Source organism: Kitasatospora sp. NPDC088742 (assembly GCF_055584905.1).
This window is the reverse complement of record NZ_JBVJLD010000061.1, coordinates 16,531-35,580: the sequence shown is the minus strand read 5'-3', so window position 1 is coordinate 35,580 and position 19,050 is coordinate 16,531. Positions and strand designations below refer to the sequence as shown.

Annotated in this window: 16 protein-coding genes; 10 read left to right on the top strand and 6 right to left on the bottom strand. The window is 75.6% G+C overall.

Annotated elements, in window-relative coordinates; genetic code table 11:
- Positions 1–110: 110 nt before the first annotated feature.
- Positions 111–263 carry a hypothetical protein gene (locus tag ACZ6ZR_RS33905; RefSeq protein ID WP_465649049.1) on the top strand — a complete coding sequence of 51 codons (153 nt, stop codon included), beginning with the start codon at positions 111–113 and terminating at the stop codon, positions 261–263.
- Between the two features lie 23 nt (positions 264–286).
- Here ACZ6ZR_RS33905 and lanKC (ACZ6ZR_RS33900) read toward each other — a convergent pair whose 3' ends face one another.
- The 5 genes from lanKC (ACZ6ZR_RS33900) to ACZ6ZR_RS33880 all read right to left on the bottom strand — a co-directional run bounded on the left by lanKC (ACZ6ZR_RS33900) (position 287) and on the right by ACZ6ZR_RS33880 (position 4,817).
- The gene (gene lanKC / locus ACZ6ZR_RS33900) at positions 287–2,797 is read right to left on the bottom strand and encodes a class III lanthionine synthetase LanKC (protein WP_465649047.1); all 2,511 of its coding nucleotides are present in this window, start codon (positions 2,795–2,797) and stop codon (positions 287–289) included.
- Positions 2,794–4,140, bottom strand: a complete 1,347-nt coding sequence (locus ACZ6ZR_RS33895; RefSeq protein ID WP_465649045.1) for an MFS transporter — start codon at positions 4,138–4,140, stop codon at positions 2,794–2,796. The genes lanKC (ACZ6ZR_RS33900) and ACZ6ZR_RS33895 overlap by 4 nt, the downstream gene beginning before the upstream one ends.
- Before the next feature lie 143 nt (positions 4,141–4,283).
- Positions 4,284–4,457, bottom strand: coding sequence for a hypothetical protein (locus ACZ6ZR_RS33890; protein ID WP_465649043.1), 174 nt, complete (start codon positions 4,455–4,457; stop codon positions 4,284–4,286).
- Between the two features lie 10 nt (positions 4,458–4,467).
- Entirely contained in the window at positions 4,468–4,632 is a 165-nt protein-coding gene (locus ACZ6ZR_RS33885) for a hypothetical protein (RefSeq protein WP_465649041.1), read from the bottom strand.
- Between the two features lie 11 nt (positions 4,633–4,643).
- Entirely contained in the window at positions 4,644–4,817 is a 174-nt protein-coding gene (locus ACZ6ZR_RS33880; RefSeq protein ID WP_465649039.1) for a hypothetical protein, read from the bottom strand.
- 309 nt (positions 4,818–5,126) lie between these two features.
- On the opposite strand from ACZ6ZR_RS33880, the gene ACZ6ZR_RS33875 reads away from it, so the two are divergent.
- The 9 genes from ACZ6ZR_RS33875 to lanKC (ACZ6ZR_RS33835) all read left to right on the top strand — a co-directional run bounded on the left by ACZ6ZR_RS33875 (position 5,127) and on the right by lanKC (ACZ6ZR_RS33835) (position 16,659).
- Positions 5,127–6,254, top strand: a complete 1,128-nt coding sequence (locus ACZ6ZR_RS33875) for a radical SAM protein (RefSeq protein WP_465649037.1) — start codon at positions 5,127–5,129, stop codon at positions 6,252–6,254.
- Entirely contained in the window at positions 6,251–6,943 is a 693-nt protein-coding gene (locus ACZ6ZR_RS33870) for an iron-containing redox enzyme family protein (RefSeq protein ID WP_465649035.1), read from the top strand. Before ACZ6ZR_RS33875 ends, ACZ6ZR_RS33870 begins: the two co-directional genes overlap by 4 nt.
- Positions 6,940–7,140 carry an aroma-sacti cluster domain-containing protein gene (locus ACZ6ZR_RS33865; RefSeq protein ID WP_465649033.1) on the top strand — a complete coding sequence of 67 codons (201 nt, stop codon included), beginning with the start codon at positions 6,940–6,942 and terminating at the stop codon, positions 7,138–7,140. Before ACZ6ZR_RS33870 ends, ACZ6ZR_RS33865 begins: the two co-directional genes overlap by 4 nt.
- Before the next feature lie 52 nt (positions 7,141–7,192).
- Positions 7,193–10,228 (top strand): adenylate/guanylate cyclase domain-containing protein, encoded by a 3,036-nt coding sequence (locus tag ACZ6ZR_RS33860; protein WP_465649031.1) that lies wholly within the window; start codon positions 7,193–7,195, stop codon positions 10,226–10,228.
- Positions 10,225–11,031 carry a S8 family peptidase gene (locus ACZ6ZR_RS33855; protein WP_465649029.1) on the top strand — a complete coding sequence of 269 codons (807 nt, stop codon included), beginning with the start codon at positions 10,225–10,227 and terminating at the stop codon, positions 11,029–11,031. Before ACZ6ZR_RS33860 ends, ACZ6ZR_RS33855 begins: the two co-directional genes overlap by 4 nt.
- Positions 11,032–11,045: 14 nt before the next feature.
- On the top strand, positions 11,046–11,633 hold the full coding sequence (locus ACZ6ZR_RS33850) for a GAF domain-containing protein (protein ID WP_465649027.1): 588 nt from the start codon (positions 11,046–11,048) through the stop codon (positions 11,631–11,633).
- Entirely contained in the window at positions 11,626–12,609 is a 984-nt protein-coding gene (locus tag ACZ6ZR_RS33845; protein ID WP_465649025.1) for a M16 family metallopeptidase, read from the top strand. The genes ACZ6ZR_RS33850 and ACZ6ZR_RS33845 overlap by 8 nt, the downstream gene beginning before the upstream one ends.
- Complete coding sequence (locus ACZ6ZR_RS33840) at positions 12,606–14,000, top strand: M16 family metallopeptidase (protein WP_465649023.1); 1,395 nt, start codon at positions 12,606–12,608, stop codon at positions 13,998–14,000. Before ACZ6ZR_RS33845 ends, ACZ6ZR_RS33840 begins: the two co-directional genes overlap by 4 nt.
- Before the next feature lie 61 nt (positions 14,001–14,061).
- On the top strand, positions 14,062–16,659 hold the full coding sequence (gene lanKC, locus ACZ6ZR_RS33835) for a class III lanthionine synthetase LanKC (RefSeq protein ID WP_465649021.1): 2,598 nt from the start codon (positions 14,062–14,064) through the stop codon (positions 16,657–16,659).
- A 310-nt stretch (positions 16,660–16,969) separates the two neighbouring features.
- Here lanKC (ACZ6ZR_RS33835) and ACZ6ZR_RS33830 read toward each other — a convergent pair whose 3' ends face one another.
- The gene (locus ACZ6ZR_RS33830; protein ID WP_465649019.1) at positions 16,970–18,799 is read right to left on the bottom strand and encodes an AfsR/SARP family transcriptional regulator; all 1,830 of its coding nucleotides are present in this window, start codon (positions 18,797–18,799) and stop codon (positions 16,970–16,972) included.
- Positions 18,800–19,050 lie beyond the last annotated feature (251 nt).

Genomic DNA, 19,050 nt, shown 5'->3' with positions numbered 1-19,050 from the left:
TGCCGCCGCCCCCGGAAAGGTTGCCGCGCACCCCGAAGACCTTTCCGGCCACACCGAGCCCGTGCACCAGCTGAACGGAGGAGATCGCCCGTGCCGCGAGCAAGCTGCTCGTGGCCGAGGAACTGCACGGCCACGAGTACGCCATCGACGCGATGCTCGCGGCCACGGCTCACCGCGAACGCGGCGACGTCACCGTCGTCACGAACGACACCGAGGACCTGCGCAGGCTCTGCCACCCGCGCATCGCGGTCGAGTCGATCTGATCGGTGTTCCGCCCGACGGTCCGTCAGAAGCCGCGCAGGCCCGGGAGGGTGAGCTCACCGCCGCCGGCGGTGTGCAGGGCGAGCAGCATGCCCGCGTTGCCGGTCGCGACGTCCATGGAGAGCTTGTAGAGCTGGTCGCCGGGGAAGGCGAGTCCGTTCGCGTAGGGGATGGCGTGCCAGGAGAGCAGCCGGACGTGGCGGGCCAGGGCTTCGGCCGCGGCCGGGTCGGACCGGTGCTCGGCCAGTAGGGCCATCAGGCCGGCCCGGCCGTTGAAGAGGCCGCTGAAGGCCACCACCTTGGCCCGTGCGGCGAGCAGGATGCCGTCGAGGGTGGTGGCGAACTCCTCGTCCTGGGCGTGGCGGAGGTAGTGCCCGAGGGCCAGGCCCACGCCAGCGCTGCCCCGGATGTAGGGGAGCAGCCGGGTGCCGTCCAGGAGGTTGACCGCGCCCTCCTCGCTGGTGCGCAGGTGGGGGAGGTCGGCGAGCAGGGCCCGGCGGGCGAGGGCGAGGTGGGCGGGGTCGCCCTCGTCCTCGTACAGGTGCAGGAAGAACTCGGCGGTTCCGCTCGCTCCGCTCAGCAGGCCCGGCCTGCTGTCGGGGTGGGGCGGGGCGTCGAGGGTGTCGGCGAGGCGCTTGGCGGTGGCCGCCAGTTCGTCGCGCAGTCCGCCGTCGCCGGTGTCCGCGACGAACCGACGCAGCGTCAGGCCAGCTCCGGCCAGGCCGTTGTCCAGTGCGGCGGAGGTGTCGGGACCGGTGGCCTCGACGGCCCGTCCGAGCACCTCCAGGGCCTCCTCCGGACGGCCGAGGCGGTGCAGCGCCAGGGCCGCTCCGTGCAGGCCCTCGTACAGGCCGGGGCGGGGGTCGGTGGCGCGCCGGGCGGCCTGCCAGAGCCACTCGGTGTGCTCGGGGTCCACCGGGCGCCCGGTGGCGGCGAGGGCGTACAGGACACCGGCGGCGCCGTGGGCCAGGGTGTACCCGCCGTCGTGCAGGCCCGCCGGGTCGCCGGGGAAGAGCCGGTCCTGGCGCTGCGGCGTCGCGGAGGTCAGGACCGCCCGGGCCAGGGCCGAGCAGAGCTCCTCGGTGTCGCCCGTGTCGAACCCGTGCACCGCCGGAAGTGCCGCACCCCGAGCGGGCGGCCGCAGGCCGGTCCGCAGGCGCTCGACGTACTCGGCCGGGACGGGGAAGCACTCGGCGACGGCGTCGGCGAGCTCATCGGCCTTGCCGGGGTCGAGGTCGATCAGCATGGTGAGCGGGAGGAAGACGAAGAGCCTCAGGCAGTCGAGGGCGTACAGGTCGCGGGCCCGGGCCGTGTCGGCGTGCGGGGCCATGAAGCCGGGGCAGCCCATCGCGGGCACCGGGTCGTCCGCCGGTCCGGCCACCTCGAAGTCGATCAGGCGGACCCGGCCGTCGGACTGCACCATCACGTTGGAGGGGTGCAGGTCGCCGAAGGCGACGCCGCGTTCGTGCATGGACCGCACGGCCCGCTCCAGCTGGTCGACGAGGTCCAGGGCCTGCCGGGTGTACTCGGCGATCTGCTCCGGCCCGGCGTCCGGACGGACCAACGGGTTGTTGCGGGCCAGGAACTGACGCAGCGTCTCGCCCTCGATGTACTCCTCGGCGAGGTAGGTGTGCTCCCAGACGGTGAACTCGTCGAGGACCGCGGGGACGCAGTCCAGCCCCGCCAGGGTCCGCAGCACCCGGGCCTCGCTGCGCAGCCGGCTCACGGCGTCGGTGCCCGTGCCGTCGAGCCCGGCGAACGGCCGGGCCTCGCGCAGCACCAGCTGCTCCCCGCTCTGCCGGTCGCGGGCCAGGTAGATGCCGCCGCCGTTGGAGAAGTGCAGGGCCTCCTCGACGCGGTAGGGGATGGTCTGGGCCTTGGCGGTCTCCCGGTCGGCGGCCAGCTGCTCGGTGACCAGGGCCGGCGGCACCACCCAGTCGGGAATCCGGAAGACCGGCTCGCGGAGGTCGGGGACGAGCCCGCCGTCCGGCCTCCGGATGGCGGGGACGCGCTCCCCCGACTCACTGGTGCACCAGAGCTCGCGGAAGCCGCCGTAGCGCAGGTAGAGCGGCCCCTCGCGCCAGCGCAGGTCCCCCAGGACGTACGGGCCGGGCCGGCCGGCGAGCAGCGGATCGAGGTCCGCCAGGATCCGCGCCAGGTGCGCGTCGTCCACCGGGTAGAGGGTCAGCAGCTTGCCGCTGCTGCCGCGGCGGGCGTACTTGCTGTTGATCCGGCGGTAGGTCGACGGGTCGGGCAGGAACTTGTACTGGACCCCGGCCCCGAGGCAGTAGGCGCTGACCAGGTCGATGGTCTCCTCGGCGCGGGCGGCGTCGACGGACACGTGGATCTTCCAGCCCTGCTCGGGCAGCGAGGCGCCGTCCGGGACCAGGTTCACCCACACCCGCTCCTCCTTCCGCCACCAGCCCGGGGGCACCGGGCGGTCGGCCGCGGCGTAGCGGCGCTGGTCGGCGGCGGGGGCCGGGTTGTCGTAGAAGTACGGATCGGTGTCCGCGTACTGGTGGTAGCCCTTGTTCACGAGCCTGCCCTCGCTTTCTCGTCGGCCGAAGGGGGAGTACGGGGCACCCGGGCGCCGACCGGGTCGGCGGGCGGCGTGGTGGCCGGCGCGGTGGTCTCGGGTCGCACGCGCAGGTCGGGGATCTGCCGCAGCCCGCCGCTGACGCTGCTGAAGACGGCCAGGACCGCCAGCACGCCGCCGTACACCAGCACCACGGACGCGGTGTCGAGGCGGTCGAGCAGGAACCCGGCCAGCAGCGGGCCGAACGGGACGATCAGCGCGGGGACCAGCGAGCAGGCCGTCTGCACCCGCCCCTGCAGGTGCGCGGGGACCACGTGCAGCTGCGCCGCCGCCACCACGGCGTTGGCGGCCGGGGCGGTGAGGCTGCACAGGAAGATGACCGTCCCGGCCACCACGAGCCCGTCGCCCAGCGCCAGCAGCGGGACCAGCAGGGCGGTGCTCCAGACGATGGCCAGCACCAGGGCGCGCGGGGTGAAGGTCCGGCCGGCCCAGGCGGAGGTGAACGCGCCGATCAGGTTGCCCGCGCCGGACAGCGCGATGACCGTCCCGTTGTGGAAGCCGGCCGAACCGTCGCTGCCGGCCGCGGCCCCCCGCGCGAGCAGCACCAGGATCACGCCGCCGAAGGCGAAGTTCACCACCGCCGCGTTGACCAGCGTGTAGCGCAGGAACGGGCTGCGCCGCACCTCGCTCACCCCGGTGGTCAGATCGCGCAGGAAGTGCGGCGGCGCGGCGCCGCCCTCGGGGGCCTGCGGCTTGCCGCGCGGCAGGCGGACCGAGATCACGCAGGCGGCCGAGGCGAGGTAGGAGAGCGCGTCGACGACGAAGGGGAGCACCGGTGCCACGGTGTACAGCCCGGCTCCGATCAGCGGACCGGCCAGGGTCACCGTGGCGGCCCTGGCCTGGCTGTACGAGACGGCGGTGGTGAGCTGCTCGGGCGGGACGACCTCGCGCAGCGAGGCGGAGGCCGCCGGGCCGAAGGGCGCGCTCAGCACGCTGTTCAGGACGGCCAGGGCGACGGCGATCGGCAGCGAGACCTGGCCCGCGGCCACCACCAGCGCGAACAGGCCGAAGGCGACCGCCCGGCCCAGGTCGCACCAGAGCATCACGAGCTTGCGCGGCAGCCGGTCCACCAGCACGCCCGCGGGCAGGCCGGTGAAGACGGACGCCGCGACCTCGACGAAGGTGACGATGCCGAAGTCGGTGACCGAGTGGGTGGTCGCGAGCAGCACCAGCGGCAGCGCGATGTAGGTGGCTTGCGATCCGAACGCGGACAGCGCGTGCGCCAACCACAGCCGCTGGTAGTCGGAGTTGCGGTGGAGCGGGGGGAGGGTGGCGGCGTCCATGGGGGCTCCTTCGCCTTCGCGCCTGGTCCGGACGCGTCGCGGGGCGCGGGAGACCACGCGCGACGACGGGTGCCGGGGTGCCGGCGCCGGTGGGATTCCGGCGCGGGACACCCCGGCCACGGGTTCACGGGCGGACGGACCTACTACACCGGGGACTTGGTGTTGTGGCAGCCGCTGCTGACCGTGCTCCACTCGCCGACGGGCTCGGTGCCCTCGGGCTCGCTCACGGAGAGGTTCTGCAGCTCCAGCACGGAGTGCGCCTCGACCTCGGGAGCGTCCTCGGACGGGTCCTGCACGGGCTCGGTGTTCTCGGCCATGACGGTCTCCTCAGATTTCCGACGGCTTGGTGTTGTTGCAATCGGTGCTGACCGTGCTCCAGTCACCGATGGGCTCGGTGCCCTCCGGCTCGCTCACGGAGAGGTCCTGCAGCTCCAGCACGGAGTGGGCCTCGACCTCGGTCGGGTCCTGCTCGGGCTCGGTGTTCTCGGCCATGACCGTCTCCTCTACAGCTGGACGTGGGTGTTGTTGCAGCCGCTGCTGACGGTGCTCCAGTCGCCGACGGGCTCGGTGCCCTCGGGCTCGCTGACGGAGAGGTCCTGCAGCTCCAGCACGGAGTGCGCCTCGACCTCGGCGGCGTCCTCGGACGCGTCCTTCACGGGCTCGGTGTTCTCGGCCATGACGATCTCCCATCGTTCGAGGTGCAGTTGGTGACCCACCGGCGGTCGGTGACCGGTCCGGCGAGACAGGAACCTAGGAGTCCGGAGTTCGACAACGGTCAAGCAGCGGTATGGAATCGGACAGCGCGCAGGTCAACGACCGTTCCGGGACGATGAGTTGACGGTGTCCTGCGCCGCCGCGACCAACCTGAGCTGCGGCCATACCGGTTCCGAACCGTTGGTGAACCCCCGCGCAACTGCCCGGCGCCAGGCTGTGCCACGCAGGTGCCGCGCTCGACCGGGGGCGGACCGAACGGACGGGGGCGGGAGATGGAACTGGCCGAGCTGGTCGGGCTGCGCCCCGTCCCGTGCGCCGGTCTGCTGCTCACCCTCACCCGGCGCTGCCCGCTGAGCTGCGCGCACTGCTCCACCTCGTCGACGATGGCCGGCGAGGAGCCGTCCGCCGGCCAACTGCTGCGCTTCGTCGGCTCGTTCACCACCGCAGACCGGCCCGAGGTGGTGCTGCTGACCGGTGGGGAGCCGCTGCTGCTGCCGGGCCTGGCGGGCGAGTTGGCCGGGCTGGCCCGGGCGGCCGGCTCGCGCAGCGTGCTGCTGAGCGGAATGTTCTTCGCCCGGGGCGGGCGCATCCCGGCTCCGGTGCGGCGGGCGATCGGCGCGGTCGACCACTTCTCGGCGAGCCTGGACGCCCACCACGAGCGGGAGGTGCCGCGCGCCGAGGTGTTCCGGGCGGTCCGGGAGGTGCTGGACGCGGGGACCCCGGTCAGCTTCCACCTGACCGGGAGCGGCCCCGGGGACCCGTACCTGGCCGAGGTGGTCTCGGCCGTCCGGCGGGAGTTCGCGGACCGGGTGCCGATGCTGGTCAACGAGGTGCGGTCGGTAGGCCGGGCCGCCGCCTGGGCCGCCGCCCGTCCGCACGCGCCGTCCGCACAGGCCGCCGCCGGGCGGGTCGCCCCCTGCGCCATGGCCGCCTGGCCCACGGTGGCCTTCGACGGCGCGGTGCTGGCCTGCTGCAACCAGCGGACGGTGGACCGCAGACCGGTCCCCGCGCACCTGTCGCTGGGTCACATCGCCGAGGACGACTGGGGAACCGTCCGCCGCCGCTCGCTGGCCTCGCCGGTGCTGCGGATGGTGCGGGCGGTCGGCCCCGTCCACCTCCACCAGCGCTACGGCACCGCCCCCGCACCCGCGGCCGGCCCCTGCGCGGCCTGCCGGGCCCTGCCCGAGCACCCCGAGGTGCTCGCCGGGGCGGTGCGGGACGCCGCCGGGCCGGTCGGTGAACTGCTGGACCGGGAGGCCGCCCGGATGCAGGCCGAGGCCGGGCCGGAGGCGCTGCTGCGGCGCTACGGCTGCGCCCCGTACGCCGGCCTGGTGGCGCTGCGTGGCCCGGCGGCGCTCCGGCCCCCGGTGGTGGCCGGCGGCACCGGGGGCCGGCCGTGACCGCCGCCCCCGCCACCTCGGCGGCGCTGCGGGTCAAGCTCGGTCTCACCGCCCCCGCGCTGCACGCCGCCACCTCGGCGCTGTGGTCCGCCGGGCCGGCCGAACTGCGCCGCCGCTACCTCGCCTACCTGCACGCGATGCACGCCGTGATCCGGGCCTCGGTGCCGCTGATGGAGCTCGCCGCCCGGCGCTGCGCCGAGTTGGCCCCGGACGACCCGGTCGCCGGGCCGCTCGGCCGCTACCTGGAGCAGCACGCCGAGGAGGAGCGCGGCCACGACGACTGGCTGCTCACCGACCTCGCCGCGGCGGGGGAGGACCCTCGCCCGGTACGGCGGTCGATGCCGTCTCCGCTCGTCGCCGAGCTGGCCGGCGCCCAGTACTACTGGATCGAGCACCACCACCCGGTGGCCCTGCTCGGCTACGTCCGGGTGTTGGAGGGCAACGCGCCCGCGCCCTGGCTCGCCGACCGGCTGGCGCACCGGACCGGCCTGCCGCCGGCCGCCTTCCGCACCGTGCGCGAGCACGCGGAGCTGGACGGCGGCCACCTGGCCGGCCTGGACGCGCTGCTCGACGCGCTCCCGCTGACACCGGACCAGCAGACGGCGGTGGCCGTCAGCGCCCTCCGGACCACGGACGGGCTCCTCCGTCTGTTCTCACGACTCGCATCCGCCCAAGGGGGCCGGCCATGACCGACGACCGCGCAGCGCTCGACCGGCTCCGATCCGCGGGGTTCGCCGTGGAGGCGCTCTCCGAGGAGCAGTTGGAGGTGCTGGGGGGCCTCACCGCGCCCGAGCTCGACCTCCTGGTGGACATCAAGGAGCGCCTGGACCTGGTCGCCCCCGAGGTGGAGGCGCACGGCGAGTTCGCCGGCGGCGCGCTGTTCTGACGGGCCGTCAGGCCTGCGCTCCCCGTCACCGTCCCGGAAAGGCAACAGGACCATGCCCTGCTCCGCCTGTGGGTGCGCACTGCCGCCCGACGCCCGCTTCTGCCCGTCCTGCGGCACCGCTGCCGCCGCCCCCGCCGCGGCGGAGGCCGTCACCGAGTCCCGCAAGGTCGTCACCGTGCTCTTCTGCGACCTGGTCGGCTCCACCGCGCTCTCCGGCCGGCTGGACCCGGAGACCCTGAGGTCGGTGACGCTGCGCTACTTCGAGCTGATGCGGGATCAGATCGAGTTCCACGGCGGCACGGTGGAGAAGTTCATCGGGGACGCGGTGATGGCGGTGTTCGGCGTACCGGTCCTCCGCGAGGACGACGCCCGCCGGGCGCTGGCCGCCGCGCTCGGCATGGTCGCCGCCCTGGACGGGCTCAACGCCGAGCTGGAGGCCACCCTCGGAGTCCGGCTCGACATCCGGATCGGCGTCAACACCGGCCAGGTGGTGTCGGGTTCGGACGCCTCGGTCCGGCAGGCCCTGGTCTCCGGCGAGACCGTCAACGTGGCCGCCCGGCTGGAGCAGAACGCCGGCCCGGGCCAGATCCTGATCGGCCCCGACACCCGGCGCTCCGCCGACGCGGTGCAGGCCGAACCGGTCGGCCCGCTCCTGCTCAAGGGCAAGAGCGAGCCCGTCACCGCCTACCGGCTGCTCGGCCTCGGCGAGGACGACCCGGAGCTGGTCCGCCGCTTCGACGTGCGCTTCGTCGGTAGGATCCCCGAACTCGCGGCCCTGGACGAGGCGTTGGCGGAGACCACGACCCTGGGCGCCCGCCACGTACTGGTCCACGGCGAGGCCGGGCAGGGCAAGACGCGGCTGCTGCGCGAGTGGATCGACTCCCGCGGGCTGCGGCCGGGCAGCGGGCGCTGCCGCCGGTACGGCGACCGGGGCAGCCTCGGGCCGCTGGCCGACGCGGTCGCCTCGGTGCTCGCCGACCAGGCCCCGCCCGGTGTCGGCGAGGCGCTGCGGGTGCTCGCCGACGGCCTGCTGTTGGACGGGACGCCCAACCCCTCGGTGGGGGAGACCTGTTCGGCACTGGTCCGGGTGCTGACCGCGCTGTCGGTGCGCCGGCCGGTGGTCCTGGTGATCGACGACTGCCACTGGGCCACACCGCTGCTGCTGGACGTACTGGCCCGGCTGGTCAGGGAGTTGGACCGGGCGGCGGTGCTGCTGGTGAGCGTGGCCCGGCCCGACCTGCTGGAGACCGCGGCCGACCTGGCCGACCAGCCGGTGCGGACCCTCCCGCTGCGCGGGCTCTCGCCGCGGGAGACGGCGGAGCTGGCCGCCGAACTGGCGGACGTCCGGGCGCACTGGGACGCGGTGCCGGCCCGGCTGCTGGAGCGGGCCGGGGGCAATCCGCTGCACCTGGAGCAGCTGCTCTCGGCGGCCGCCGAGACCGGGTCGCCGGACGAACTGCCGCCCACCGTGCAGGCCGTGCTGGGGGCGCGGATCGACGCCCTCGCCCCGCCGGAGCGCAACGCGCTGGACCAGGCCTCGGTGATCGGCCGGGAGTTCGTGCTCGGAGACCTGGCCCGGCTCTGCGACCCCGGCAGCGGGGTGCGGTCGGCGGTGGTGCGGCTCAACCGCCGCAGGCTGGTCGAACCGGGCCCCTTGGTGACCTTCCGGTTCAGCAGCGGCCTGGTGCAGGAGGTCACCTACGCCTGCATGTCCAAGCGGGCCCGCGCCGAGGGCCACGAGAAGGCCGCCGAGCTGCCCGCCGTACGCGCCTCGGGGCTCGCCGCGGTCGGCTGCCACCTGGAGCGCGCGCACGGCTACCGCAGCGAACTGGGCCAGCTCAGCGAGGCCACCGAGAGCCTGCGGCTGCGCGCCGCGCAGGCCCTCGGCCAGGCCGGGGCGCAGGCGCTGGCCCGTTCCGACCTGCCCTGGGCCGAGGGCCTGCTGACCCGCTCCACCGCGCTGTACCGCCCCGGCGAGCCGGGTGCCGACGCCGCCGTGCGGCGCCTCGGCGAGGCCCGCTCCGCCCTGGGGCGCACCGAGGAGGCCAGGGCCCTGCTGCAGGGCCTGCTGGCCGCCCCCGTCGACCGGGTGGAGGCCGCGCACGCCCGGCTGGCGCTGTCCGCCGTCAGCTCCGAGGGCGAGTCCCCGGCCGAGGCCGCCGAGGACGTGCTGCCGGTGTTCGCGGCGGCCGGGGACGAGCTGGGGCAGGCCCGGGCCTGTCTGCGGCTGGCCCAGCGCAGCCAGTCCCAGGGCCGGCACGGCGAGGCCGACGACCGGCTCACCCGGGCCCTGGACCACGCGGTGCGGGCCGGCGGCGAGCCGGAGCGGGCGGCCGCCCTGGGGGCGATCGGCATCTCGCTCTGGCGCGGGCCGCTCCCCGCCGGGCAGGCGGTCGAGCGCTGCCTCGCGCTGCTGGAGCGGCACGGCGAGGGCCGCCGGACCGTACGGCTGACCCTGAACCTGCCGCTGGCGGTGCTGTTCGCGCTGCAGGAGCGGTGGACGGACGCGCACGACAGCCTGGCCGAGTCCGGGCGGCAGGCCGAGGAGCTCGGCTACGCGGAGATGCGGATCATGCTGCCGCTGTTCACCGCCATGGTGGAGGCGCTCCAGGGCGGTGCCGGCCGCGCCCTCGCCCTGCTGGACGAGGCGGCCGCCCGGGCCCGCCAGCTGGACGCGCCCGCGCTGCTGGTCGGCATCGGCCTGGAGGCCGCCCGGCTGCACCTGGACGGCGGTGACCCGGTCTCGGCCGGCCGGGCGCTGGAACCGGTCCGCCGGGCCGGGGAGCGCCGGCTCGCCGAGGCGGTCGACTTCGACGGCCTGTCCGCCCGGCTGGCCGCCGTCGAGGAGCGGCCGGACGAGGCCCTGCGGCTGGCCGCCCGCGCGGTGGCCGCCGCCGGCCGGACCGACTCGCCGGTGGTCCGCGCCCTCGCCTGGCTGGACCAGGCGCACACGCTCCGGCTGCTCGGCCGGGACGTCCCCGCCGCGCAGGCCGCCGTGACCGCCCGCGCGGTCTTCGCCGCCAAGGGACACCTGCCCGGGGCCCGCCGGTCCGCCGAATTCCTCCAGCGACGGAATGAGCCACGATGACGACAGCCCCGCCGCAGGGCCTGACCTGGCGCCTGCTCGGCAAGCGCCCCGAGGACATCCCGGTGGCCGCCGGCCGGGTCGGCCCGCCGGACGCCTGGAGCGCGGCCACCGGGCGCGGGGTACGGGTCTGCGTGGTCGACTCCGGGGTCGAGCGCGACCACCCCGCCGTGGGCCGGGTCGACGGCTCGTACGTGGTGCTCAAGGACGCGGACGGGATCCGGGTCGAGGAGACCACCACCGGGGACAGCTGCGGCCACGGCACCGCCTGCGCCGGGATCATCCGCCGGGTCGCGCCGGAGTGCGGCCTCTACAGCGTGCGGGTGCTGGGCGAGGCGTTCTCCGGCACCGGAGAGGTCCTGCTCGAAGGACTGCGCTGGGCCGTCCGGCAGGGCTTCGACGTGATCAACCTCAGCCTGTCCACCACCAGGGCCCGGTTCGCGGAGGAGCTGCACGGCCTGGCCGACGAGGCGTACTTCAACGGCAGCGTGATCGTCGCCTCGGCGCACAACTCCCAGGTGGAGAGCTACCCGTGGCGGTTCGCCTCGGTGGTCTCGGTCGGCAGCCACGCCGAGCAGGACCCGGGGCTGCACCTCTACAACCCGGAGCCGCCGGTGGAGTTCTTCGCGCCCGGCCAGAACGTGGAGGTGGCCTGGCTCGGCGGGCGGACCATCCGCTCGACCGGCAACAGCTTCGCGACCCCCTTCATCAGCGGCCTGAGTGCCCGGATCCTCTCCGGCAGCCCGCACATGACGCCGTTTCAGCTGAAGAGCGCGCTCTACTCCTGCGCAGCCAACGTCCACTAGCCGAAGGTGCCGCCATGTCCTCCGACCTCCAGCCCGCCAGAACCTCCCCCGATCCGATGGCCCTCGAACTGCTGCAATCCGTCGTCGACGTCGCCCGCGCGATCTTCGGCGCCCAGGCGAGCTCGGTCTTCCTGCTCGACGAGGAGGCCGACGAGCTGGTCTTCCAGGCGGTCTCCGGCCAGGGCGAGGAGTTCCTGGTCGGCATGCGGTTCCCGGCCGGGCGCGGGATCGCCGGGTGGGTGGCCCTGTCCGGCGAGCCGATCATCGTCGACGACCTCACCGACAACTCCGCCTTCGACCGGTCCCTGGCCCAGTCCACCCAGTACGTCCCCGACGCGCTGATGGCGGCCCCGCTGATCCACGGCGACCGGGTGCTCGGCGTGCTGGAGGTCCTCGACCCGGCCCCGCAGGCGCGCTCCAGCCTGCCCGAGCTCGACCTGCTGTCGCTGTTCGCCCGGCAGGCGGCGGTCGCGCTGCACTACACCACGGCCCGGCGGGCCGTGGCGGACGACGCCGGTGCGGGCCTCGCCCCGCCCAGCCGCGCCGAGGCGACCAGGCTGGCCGGCGAACTGATGGCCCTGTTGGGCGGATCCCGTGCCTGACCTGCTCACCGGCGGGTTCACCGAGCAACGCCTCGCCAACGGCCTGCTGGTCGTGCTCGCCGAGGACCACCGCGTCCCGCTCGCCGCCGTCCGCCTCCGGCACGACGCCCCGGGCACCGACCACGCCGAGACCGTCCCCGCCCACCAGTTGGAGCTCGCCCTGTGGCGGGGGGCCGAGCTGACGGCCCGTCGGGTGGCGGCGCCGGCCCGGGAGCCCCGGGACGCCGTGCTCGTGGTCGTCGGCGAGCTCGATCCGGACCGCACGCTCGGCTGGATCGAGAAGTACTTCGGCTCAGACCGGCCGGCAATTGGGGGGCGGCGTCGCGGCGCCGGGGCACGCACCTCAGTCCCGGCCCGGGCCTCCGGCCCCGAGCCCGACGCGCCCGCCGCCATCTGGGAGGAGGCCGCCGCACCCGCCCTGACCGCCACCTACCGGCTCCCGCCGGACGGCACCCGGCAGGCCGACGCGGCCGGCTTGGCCCTCGCGGTCCTGGGCGGCGGGGCGTCGGCCCGGCTGCACCGGCGCCTGGTGCGGCGGGACCGCTCGGCCGCCTCAGTCCACTTCCGGCTGCTCCGGCTCGCCGGGACGCCCTCGCTCGGCCGGCTGGAGGTGCGGGACTCCTCCGGCGGCACGGCGCCGGCCATCCAGGCCGCCGTCGACCAGGAGCTGGCCCGCTTCGCCGAGCACGGCCCGACACCGGCCGAGCTGGAGCTGGCCCGGGCCGTGCTGGACCGCGCCTGGCTGGAGCGTCACGTCACAGTCGGCGGCCGCGCCGAGGAGATCTGCCGGTCCGTCAGCCTGTTCGGCGATCCGCGGCCGGCCCTGGCCCCCGCGCGGCAGCCGCACGAGATCACCGCCGAGGAGGTCCGCCGGGTCGCGGCGGACTCCCTGCGCCCGGACGGCCGGGCCGTCCTGACCCACGAACCCACCGCCCGGGCTGCCCGGGCGGACGACCGGAGGGACAGCCGCCCGTGACCGTCCTCGCCCCCGGCATGACCTTCCACCCCCGCCCCGTCGCCGCCCCGCCCCGGCCCTGGCACTTCCCGGCGCCGCTCCGCACCGTGCTGGACAACGGGCTGACCGTGCTGCGCTGCCACCGCCCCGGCCGGCGGACCATCGCCGTCGAGGTGCTGCTGGACGCGCCGCCCGACGCCGAGCCCGAGGGTCTGGACGGGGTCACCGCCGTACTGGCCCGGGCCCTGCGCGCGGGCACCGACCGCCACGACGCCGAGGAGTTCGCCGCGCGGCTGGACCACTGCGGCGCCGGCCTGGAGGCCGCCACCGGCCCCCTCGGCGTACGGCTCTCGCTCCAGGTGCCGGCCTCCCGCCTCGGTCTGGCGCTGGACCTGCTCGCCGACGCCCTGCGCGGGCCCGCCCTGCCCGAGGAGGAGGTCCGCAGGCTGGTGGACAACCGCTTGGACCAGATCCGGCAGGAGGCCGCGAACCCGGCCCAGCGCGCCTACGACACCCTGGTCGCGGAGCTCTTCGCACCGGAGCTGCGCTGCTCACGACCCGTCAGGGGATCGGCCGGGACGGTCGCCCGGATCGACCCGGCGGCGGTCCGGGCCTGCTACCGGGAGCGGCTGCGGCCCGCCACCACCACCGCGGTGGTGGTCGGCGACCTCGACGGCGTCGACCTGGACGGGCTGCTCGCCCGCAGCCTCGGCCGGTGGGCCGGTCCGCCGGCCGAGCGGTGGCGGTCCGCCCCGGTCGGCTCCGGGGCCGGCGGCCGGATCGTGGTGGTGGACCGGCCCGGTGCCGCGCAGACCCAGCTGATGGTCGGCGGCCTCGGCCCCGACCGGCACTCCCCGGCCTGGCCGGCGCTGGTGCTGGGCGTGCACTGCCTCGGCGGCACCCTGCCCTCGCGGCTCAACCGGGTGCTCCGGGAGGAGAAGGGCTACACCTACGGGGTCCGCGCCCAGGCCCAGGTGCTGCGCTCCACGCCCGACGGCACCGGCGCCTCGCTGGTCAGCATCGCCGGGTCCGTCGCCACCGCGGTCACCGCCCCCGCGCTGGCCGACACCTGGCAGGTGCTGCGCGGCGTCCGCACCGGAGGGTTCACCGACCGGGAGCTCGCCCCGGCCGTGCACAACCTGGTCGGGACGGCCCCGCTGCGCTACGAGACCGCGTACGCCCTCGCCGCGACCTTCGCCGACCAGGTGGAGCAGTACCTGCCCGACGACCACCAGGCCCGGTTCCACACCCGGCTCGCCGCCGTCCGCGCCGACGAGGCCACCGCGGCGGCCGTCGAGGCCTTCGACCCGGCCCGGCTCACCGTCGTCCTGGTCGGCGACGCCGAATCCGTCGCGGGCCCCGTCGCCGCGCTCGGCCTCGGCCCGGTGGAGGTGCTCGCGGCCCGTCCCTGAGCCGCCGTCCGTCCCGCCGCCCTTCTCCCTGTCCCGCCAGCCCCCTCCGGAGGAGGTCCCCATGTTCGACGTACTGTCAGAAGCCTTCGCCGACGAGCAGTTCTACGCCCCCCTCGGCACGATGGCCGACCCCGGCCCGCGGTTCGCCCCCGCCCGGGTCCCGGCCGGCTGGCGCGGCACCGACCGGGACATCTGGACGGCGTGGAGCGGCCCCGGGGTCCGCCGTGCCGAACAGGGCTGGAAGGTCCACGTGTCGGCCCGGCTGGAGCGGGCACAGGCCGTCCTCGACGTGGTGGCGGCCACCTGCTTCGCCGAGCGGGTGCCGTTCAAGCACGTGTCGGCGCACTTCTTCTACCTCGCCCTCCACCACAAGCACGCGCCCCGGCCCCAGGCGGGCAAGTTCTGCGCCGTGTACCCGCCGGACCAGGAGACCGCCGGACGGCTGCTCGACGCCCTCGCCGAGGCCCTGCGCGGGGAGGAGGGCGCGTACGTCCTGACGGACCGTCGGTACCGCGACTCCCGGACGGTGCACTACCGGTACGGCGCGTTCGGCCGCAGCGGCCGGCTGCTGGCCGACGGCACCGTGGAGCCGCTGGTGCGGGACGGGCACGGGGCGGAGGTGCCGGACCTCCGGCTGCCGTTCTTCGCCCTGCCCGCCGGGATCACCTACCCCTTCGTGGCCGAGGAGCCGGCCCGGCACCGGGGCGCGATCCGGATCCGGGACTACGAGGTGGTCAAGGTGCTGCAGCCGAGCAACGCCGGCGGCGCCTACCAGGCCCGCGACACCCGCACGGGACGCCTGGTCCTGGTCAAGGAGGCCCGCCCGCACAACGGCTACAGCTGGGACGGCGTCAGCGCCCAGCAGCGGCTGCGGCGCGAGTACGACGCCCTCACCGCCGTGCACGCGGCGGCCCCGGGCGCCTGCCCCGAACCGCTGGACCACTTCACCGAGTGGGAGCACGACTTCCTCGTGACGGAGTACGTCGAGGGCGCCCCGCTGGTGAAGTGGATCAACCGCAGCTCGCCGGTCCTGCTGGCCTCCCGGCCCGCCGGGGACTTCGACCGCTACCACGCCGACTGCCGCCGCCTGCTCGCCTCGCTGGACGAGACCCTCGGCCGGCTGCACGCGCTGGGGCTCCGGTTCGGCGACGTGAACCCGGGGAACGTCATCGTCACCCCCGCCGGGGAGGCCAGGCTGGTCGACTTCGAGACCGTGACCCCGGTGTCCGCCGCCCCCGCCCGGATGGGCACCCCGGGCTTCGTCCCGCCCCGCGACCTCGCCGCCGGGCACCCCGGGGACGAGCTCCTCGGGGACCGCTACGGCACGGCGGCCGTGGTGCTCACCCTGCTCGCGCCGTTCCCCAACGCGCCGCAGCTGCGCTCGGCCAACTTCGCGCTGCTGCGCCGCGACCTGGCGGCGGTCTCGCCGGTGCCCGAGGACCTGTGGCGGCGGGCCACCGCCTTCCACCGGCCCGTTACGGACACGGGCGTCCGGCTGCCCGGCCCCGAGGAGGTGGACGCCGATCCGCTGGGCTGCCTGGCGCGGCTCGCCGGGTGGACGGCCACCGGCTTGCTCGGGCTGGCGGCCCCCGAGCGGCCCGACTGGGTCTTCCCGCCCTCGCCGTCGGCGTTCCACACCAACACGGTGTGCCTGGCGTACGGGACGGCCGGCGTGGTGCACGCCCTGCACCGGGCCGGCCTGCCGGTCCCCGACGCGGTCGGCGAGCGGCTGCGGCGGGACGCGCTGTCCTCGGCGGACGCGCTGCCTCCCGGACCGGCGGTCGGAACGGCCGGTGTCGCGCGGGTGCTGGCCCGGGCCGGCCACCTGGACGAGGCGGCCGAGCTGCTGGGCGCCGCCGACGGCCATCCGCTGACGGCGACGACGAACACCCTGGCGGGCGGCCGGGCCGGGATCGGCCTCGCCTGGCTCGCCCTGCACCGGCGGACCGGCGACCCGCGCCACCTGGAGCGGGCGGCCGCCACCGGCGACGCGATCCTGCGCACCGCCGACCTGGGGCCGACGCTCGGCGCCCAGGACGCCCGCGGCCTGTTCCACGGCCGCTCGGGGCTCGCGCTCTTCCTGCACCACCTGGCCGACGGCACCGGGGAGCAGCACTACCGGAAGGCCGGACTGGCGCTGCTGCACGAGGAGTTGGACCGCGCGGTGGAGCTGCCCGACGGCTGCCTGTCGTTCGCCGACAACGCCGTGAACCGGCGGGTCATGCCCTATCTGGCCACCGGCTCCGCAGGGGTCGGGACGGTCCTGACGCGCTACGCGGCCGGCCCGGACGGCGAACGCTTCGCCACCGCCCTGCCCCGGGTGGCCGCGGACGTCCGCAAGGTCAGCGCGGTGCAGCCCGGCCTGCACGACGGCTTCGCCGGCCTGGTCCACCTGGCCGCGGAGTACGCCGACTTCACCCGGGACGAGGCCGACCGCGGGCACGCGGTGCGGCTGGCGACCGGCCTCCTCAAGTACGCCGTCCCGCACGGTGACGGCGTCCGCTGGCTCGGGACGGGCTCGCTCCGGTTCAGCGCCGACCTGGCCAGTGGCAGCGCGGGGATCCTGCTGGCACTGTGCCGAGCCCTCCACGGCCCGGGTGACGACTGGTTCACCCTGGATCCCGCCAACTCGCCCGATGACGAAGGGAGTCGTCCATGACCGAGGTGCTCGCCCTGCAGCTGCTCGAACTCGAGGCCGAGGAGGGGACGGAGGAGTCCGCCTTCCCCTGCTTCAGCATCTACGCCAGCACGATCACCCAGTCCGACTACTGACCGGCGAGGAGCCGCTCCATGACTGAGATCCTCGCTCTGCAGCAGCTCGAGACCGAGGTCGAGCCCGAGTCCGAGCTCGACGCGCAGTACCCGTGCTTCAGCGTCTTCGCGAGCTACTACTACAACACGATGTAGCCGTGCGCGCCGCACCACCGGCTCCCCCAAGGGCCGGTGGTGCGGCCGTGGTTGACGGACCGTCAGCGAACGGTCCGGTCGTACGCCGACCAGGCGGCGGCCTGCTCCCGGGCGAGCACCCGGGTGAGGTGCGGCAGCGTGTACACCGCCGCGTGCGCGGTCACCTCGCTGTCCGGCGAGAGGACCAGACCGGCCTCGATCAGCCGCTCGATCTGCCGCCGGGCCCCGTCCGGGGCGCACCCCAGCACGATCGCGGCGTGCTCCGCCGTGAACACCGAGGAGTCCGGCAGCCCCCCGAGGCGCAGCAGCGCGGCGCGGTGGGCCTCGTCCAGGCAGCGCCACTCGTCGGCGAGCAGCCTGCGCACGTCGAGGTCGCCGACGGCGAGTTCGTCCAGCACGGTCCGCGCGTCGGCCAGCCGGTCCGCGTACTCGGCGAGCGGCAGGTGCCGCAGGACGGTGAGCTTGAGGCCGGCGACCCGGACCGCGAGCGGCAGCAGGCCGCAGGCCCGGACGATGCGTTCGGCGGCCGCCGGGTCGCCGTGCACCCGGCCGGTGATCCGGTCGAGCAGTTCCAGGGCCTCCTCGACGGAGAACGGCGGGAGGTCGATCCGGTGGGTGCCGGCCAGCCCGGCGAGCCTGGTCCGGGAGGTGACGACGGTGGTGTTCGTGCCGGGGCAGGGCAGCAGCGGACGGACGCTCGCCTCGTCGGGCGCGTCGTCCAGCAACAGCAGCACCCTGCGGTCGGCCAGCCAGTCGCGCCAGGCGGCGGCCGCCTGGTCGGGGTGCTCCCGCGGCCTCGCGTCCCGGCCGGTGTACCGGGCGAGTTCGGCCGCCAGCGACGCGGGTGAGCGGCGGGAGCCGTCCTGTTCGCGGAGCCGGAGGTGGACCAGCCCGTCGGGGAAGCGGTCGGCCAGCCGGTGCGCGGCGTGCACCACCAGCGTCGTCTTACCCACCCCGGCCGAGCCGGTGACGAGCGCGACGGCGCCGCGGCCGGAGGCCGCCGCCAGCAGCTGCCCGGCCTGCTCGTCGCGGCCGGTGAAGTCCGGGACGTCGAAGGGGAGGCTGTGCGGCGCGCGGCGGTGCCCGGCCGCGCCCGGCCGCGGTGGGCCCGGGGCGTGCGGGCCGTCCGACAGGATCGACTCGTACAGGGCGGTCAGGGCGGTGCTCGGGGGCAGGCCCAGCTCCCGGGAGAGGTGCTGCCGGACCTCCTCGTACGCGGCCAGCGCCTCGGCCCGCCGTCCGGAGCGGTGCAGCGCCGACATGTGGACGGCCCGCAGCCGCTCCCGCAGCGGGTGCCGTTCCAGCAGCTCCGCCGTCACCTCGGCGACCTCCCCGGGCCGCCCGGCCTCCAGCGCGGCCTCGGCCCAGTCCTCGCTGACCGCCAGGTAGCGGCCGACCAGTTGGTCGACCTGGGCGCGCACCGGCTCGGAGCAGCGCAGCTCGGGGAGCGGGGGCCCGCTCCACAACCGCCGGGCCCGGTCGAACAGTTCGGCGGCGGCCTCCGGCCGGCCCTCCAGGGTGCTCTGACGGGCGGCCCTGGCGAGGGCCTGGAACCCGAGCACGTCGAGCTCGGGCTCGGCCAGCCGGAGCAGGTAGCCCCCCAGCCCGTGCAGGATCCGGTCCCCCGTGCGCGCCAGCGTCCGGCGCAGGGCGGAGACGTAGACCTGGATGTTCTTCCGTGCGGTGCGCGGCGGTTCGCCGGCCCACAGCGCCTCGGTCAGCTGGTCGACCGAGACGAACCTGTTGGGCTGGCACAGCAGCATGGCGAGGACGATCCGCTGCTTGAGCGGGCCGAGCGGCAGCACGTCCTCCCCGACCTGGACCGACAGCGGGCCGAGCAGGGAGAACCGGACGGCCGCCCCGCCCTGCCACGGGAGCGAGGCCTCACGCATGGGCCGGATCCCCCGTGGCCTCGCTGCTCTGCCGGTGACGAGCGATCATGGGTGACCACCTTTCGATCATCTGTGCGCAGGCGTCATCGGTGGCGGGGCATGGGGGGAGGGTAGTCCGTCGCGACTTGATGACGGACCGTCAGTTCCCGGGTTACGTGTGCGATTACGTGGTTCCACTGAGGGGGCCCCGGGCATGCCCCTCCGGTCACTGCCGTTGCTACCGTCGCCTCCTTACGGACGCCTCGGACGGA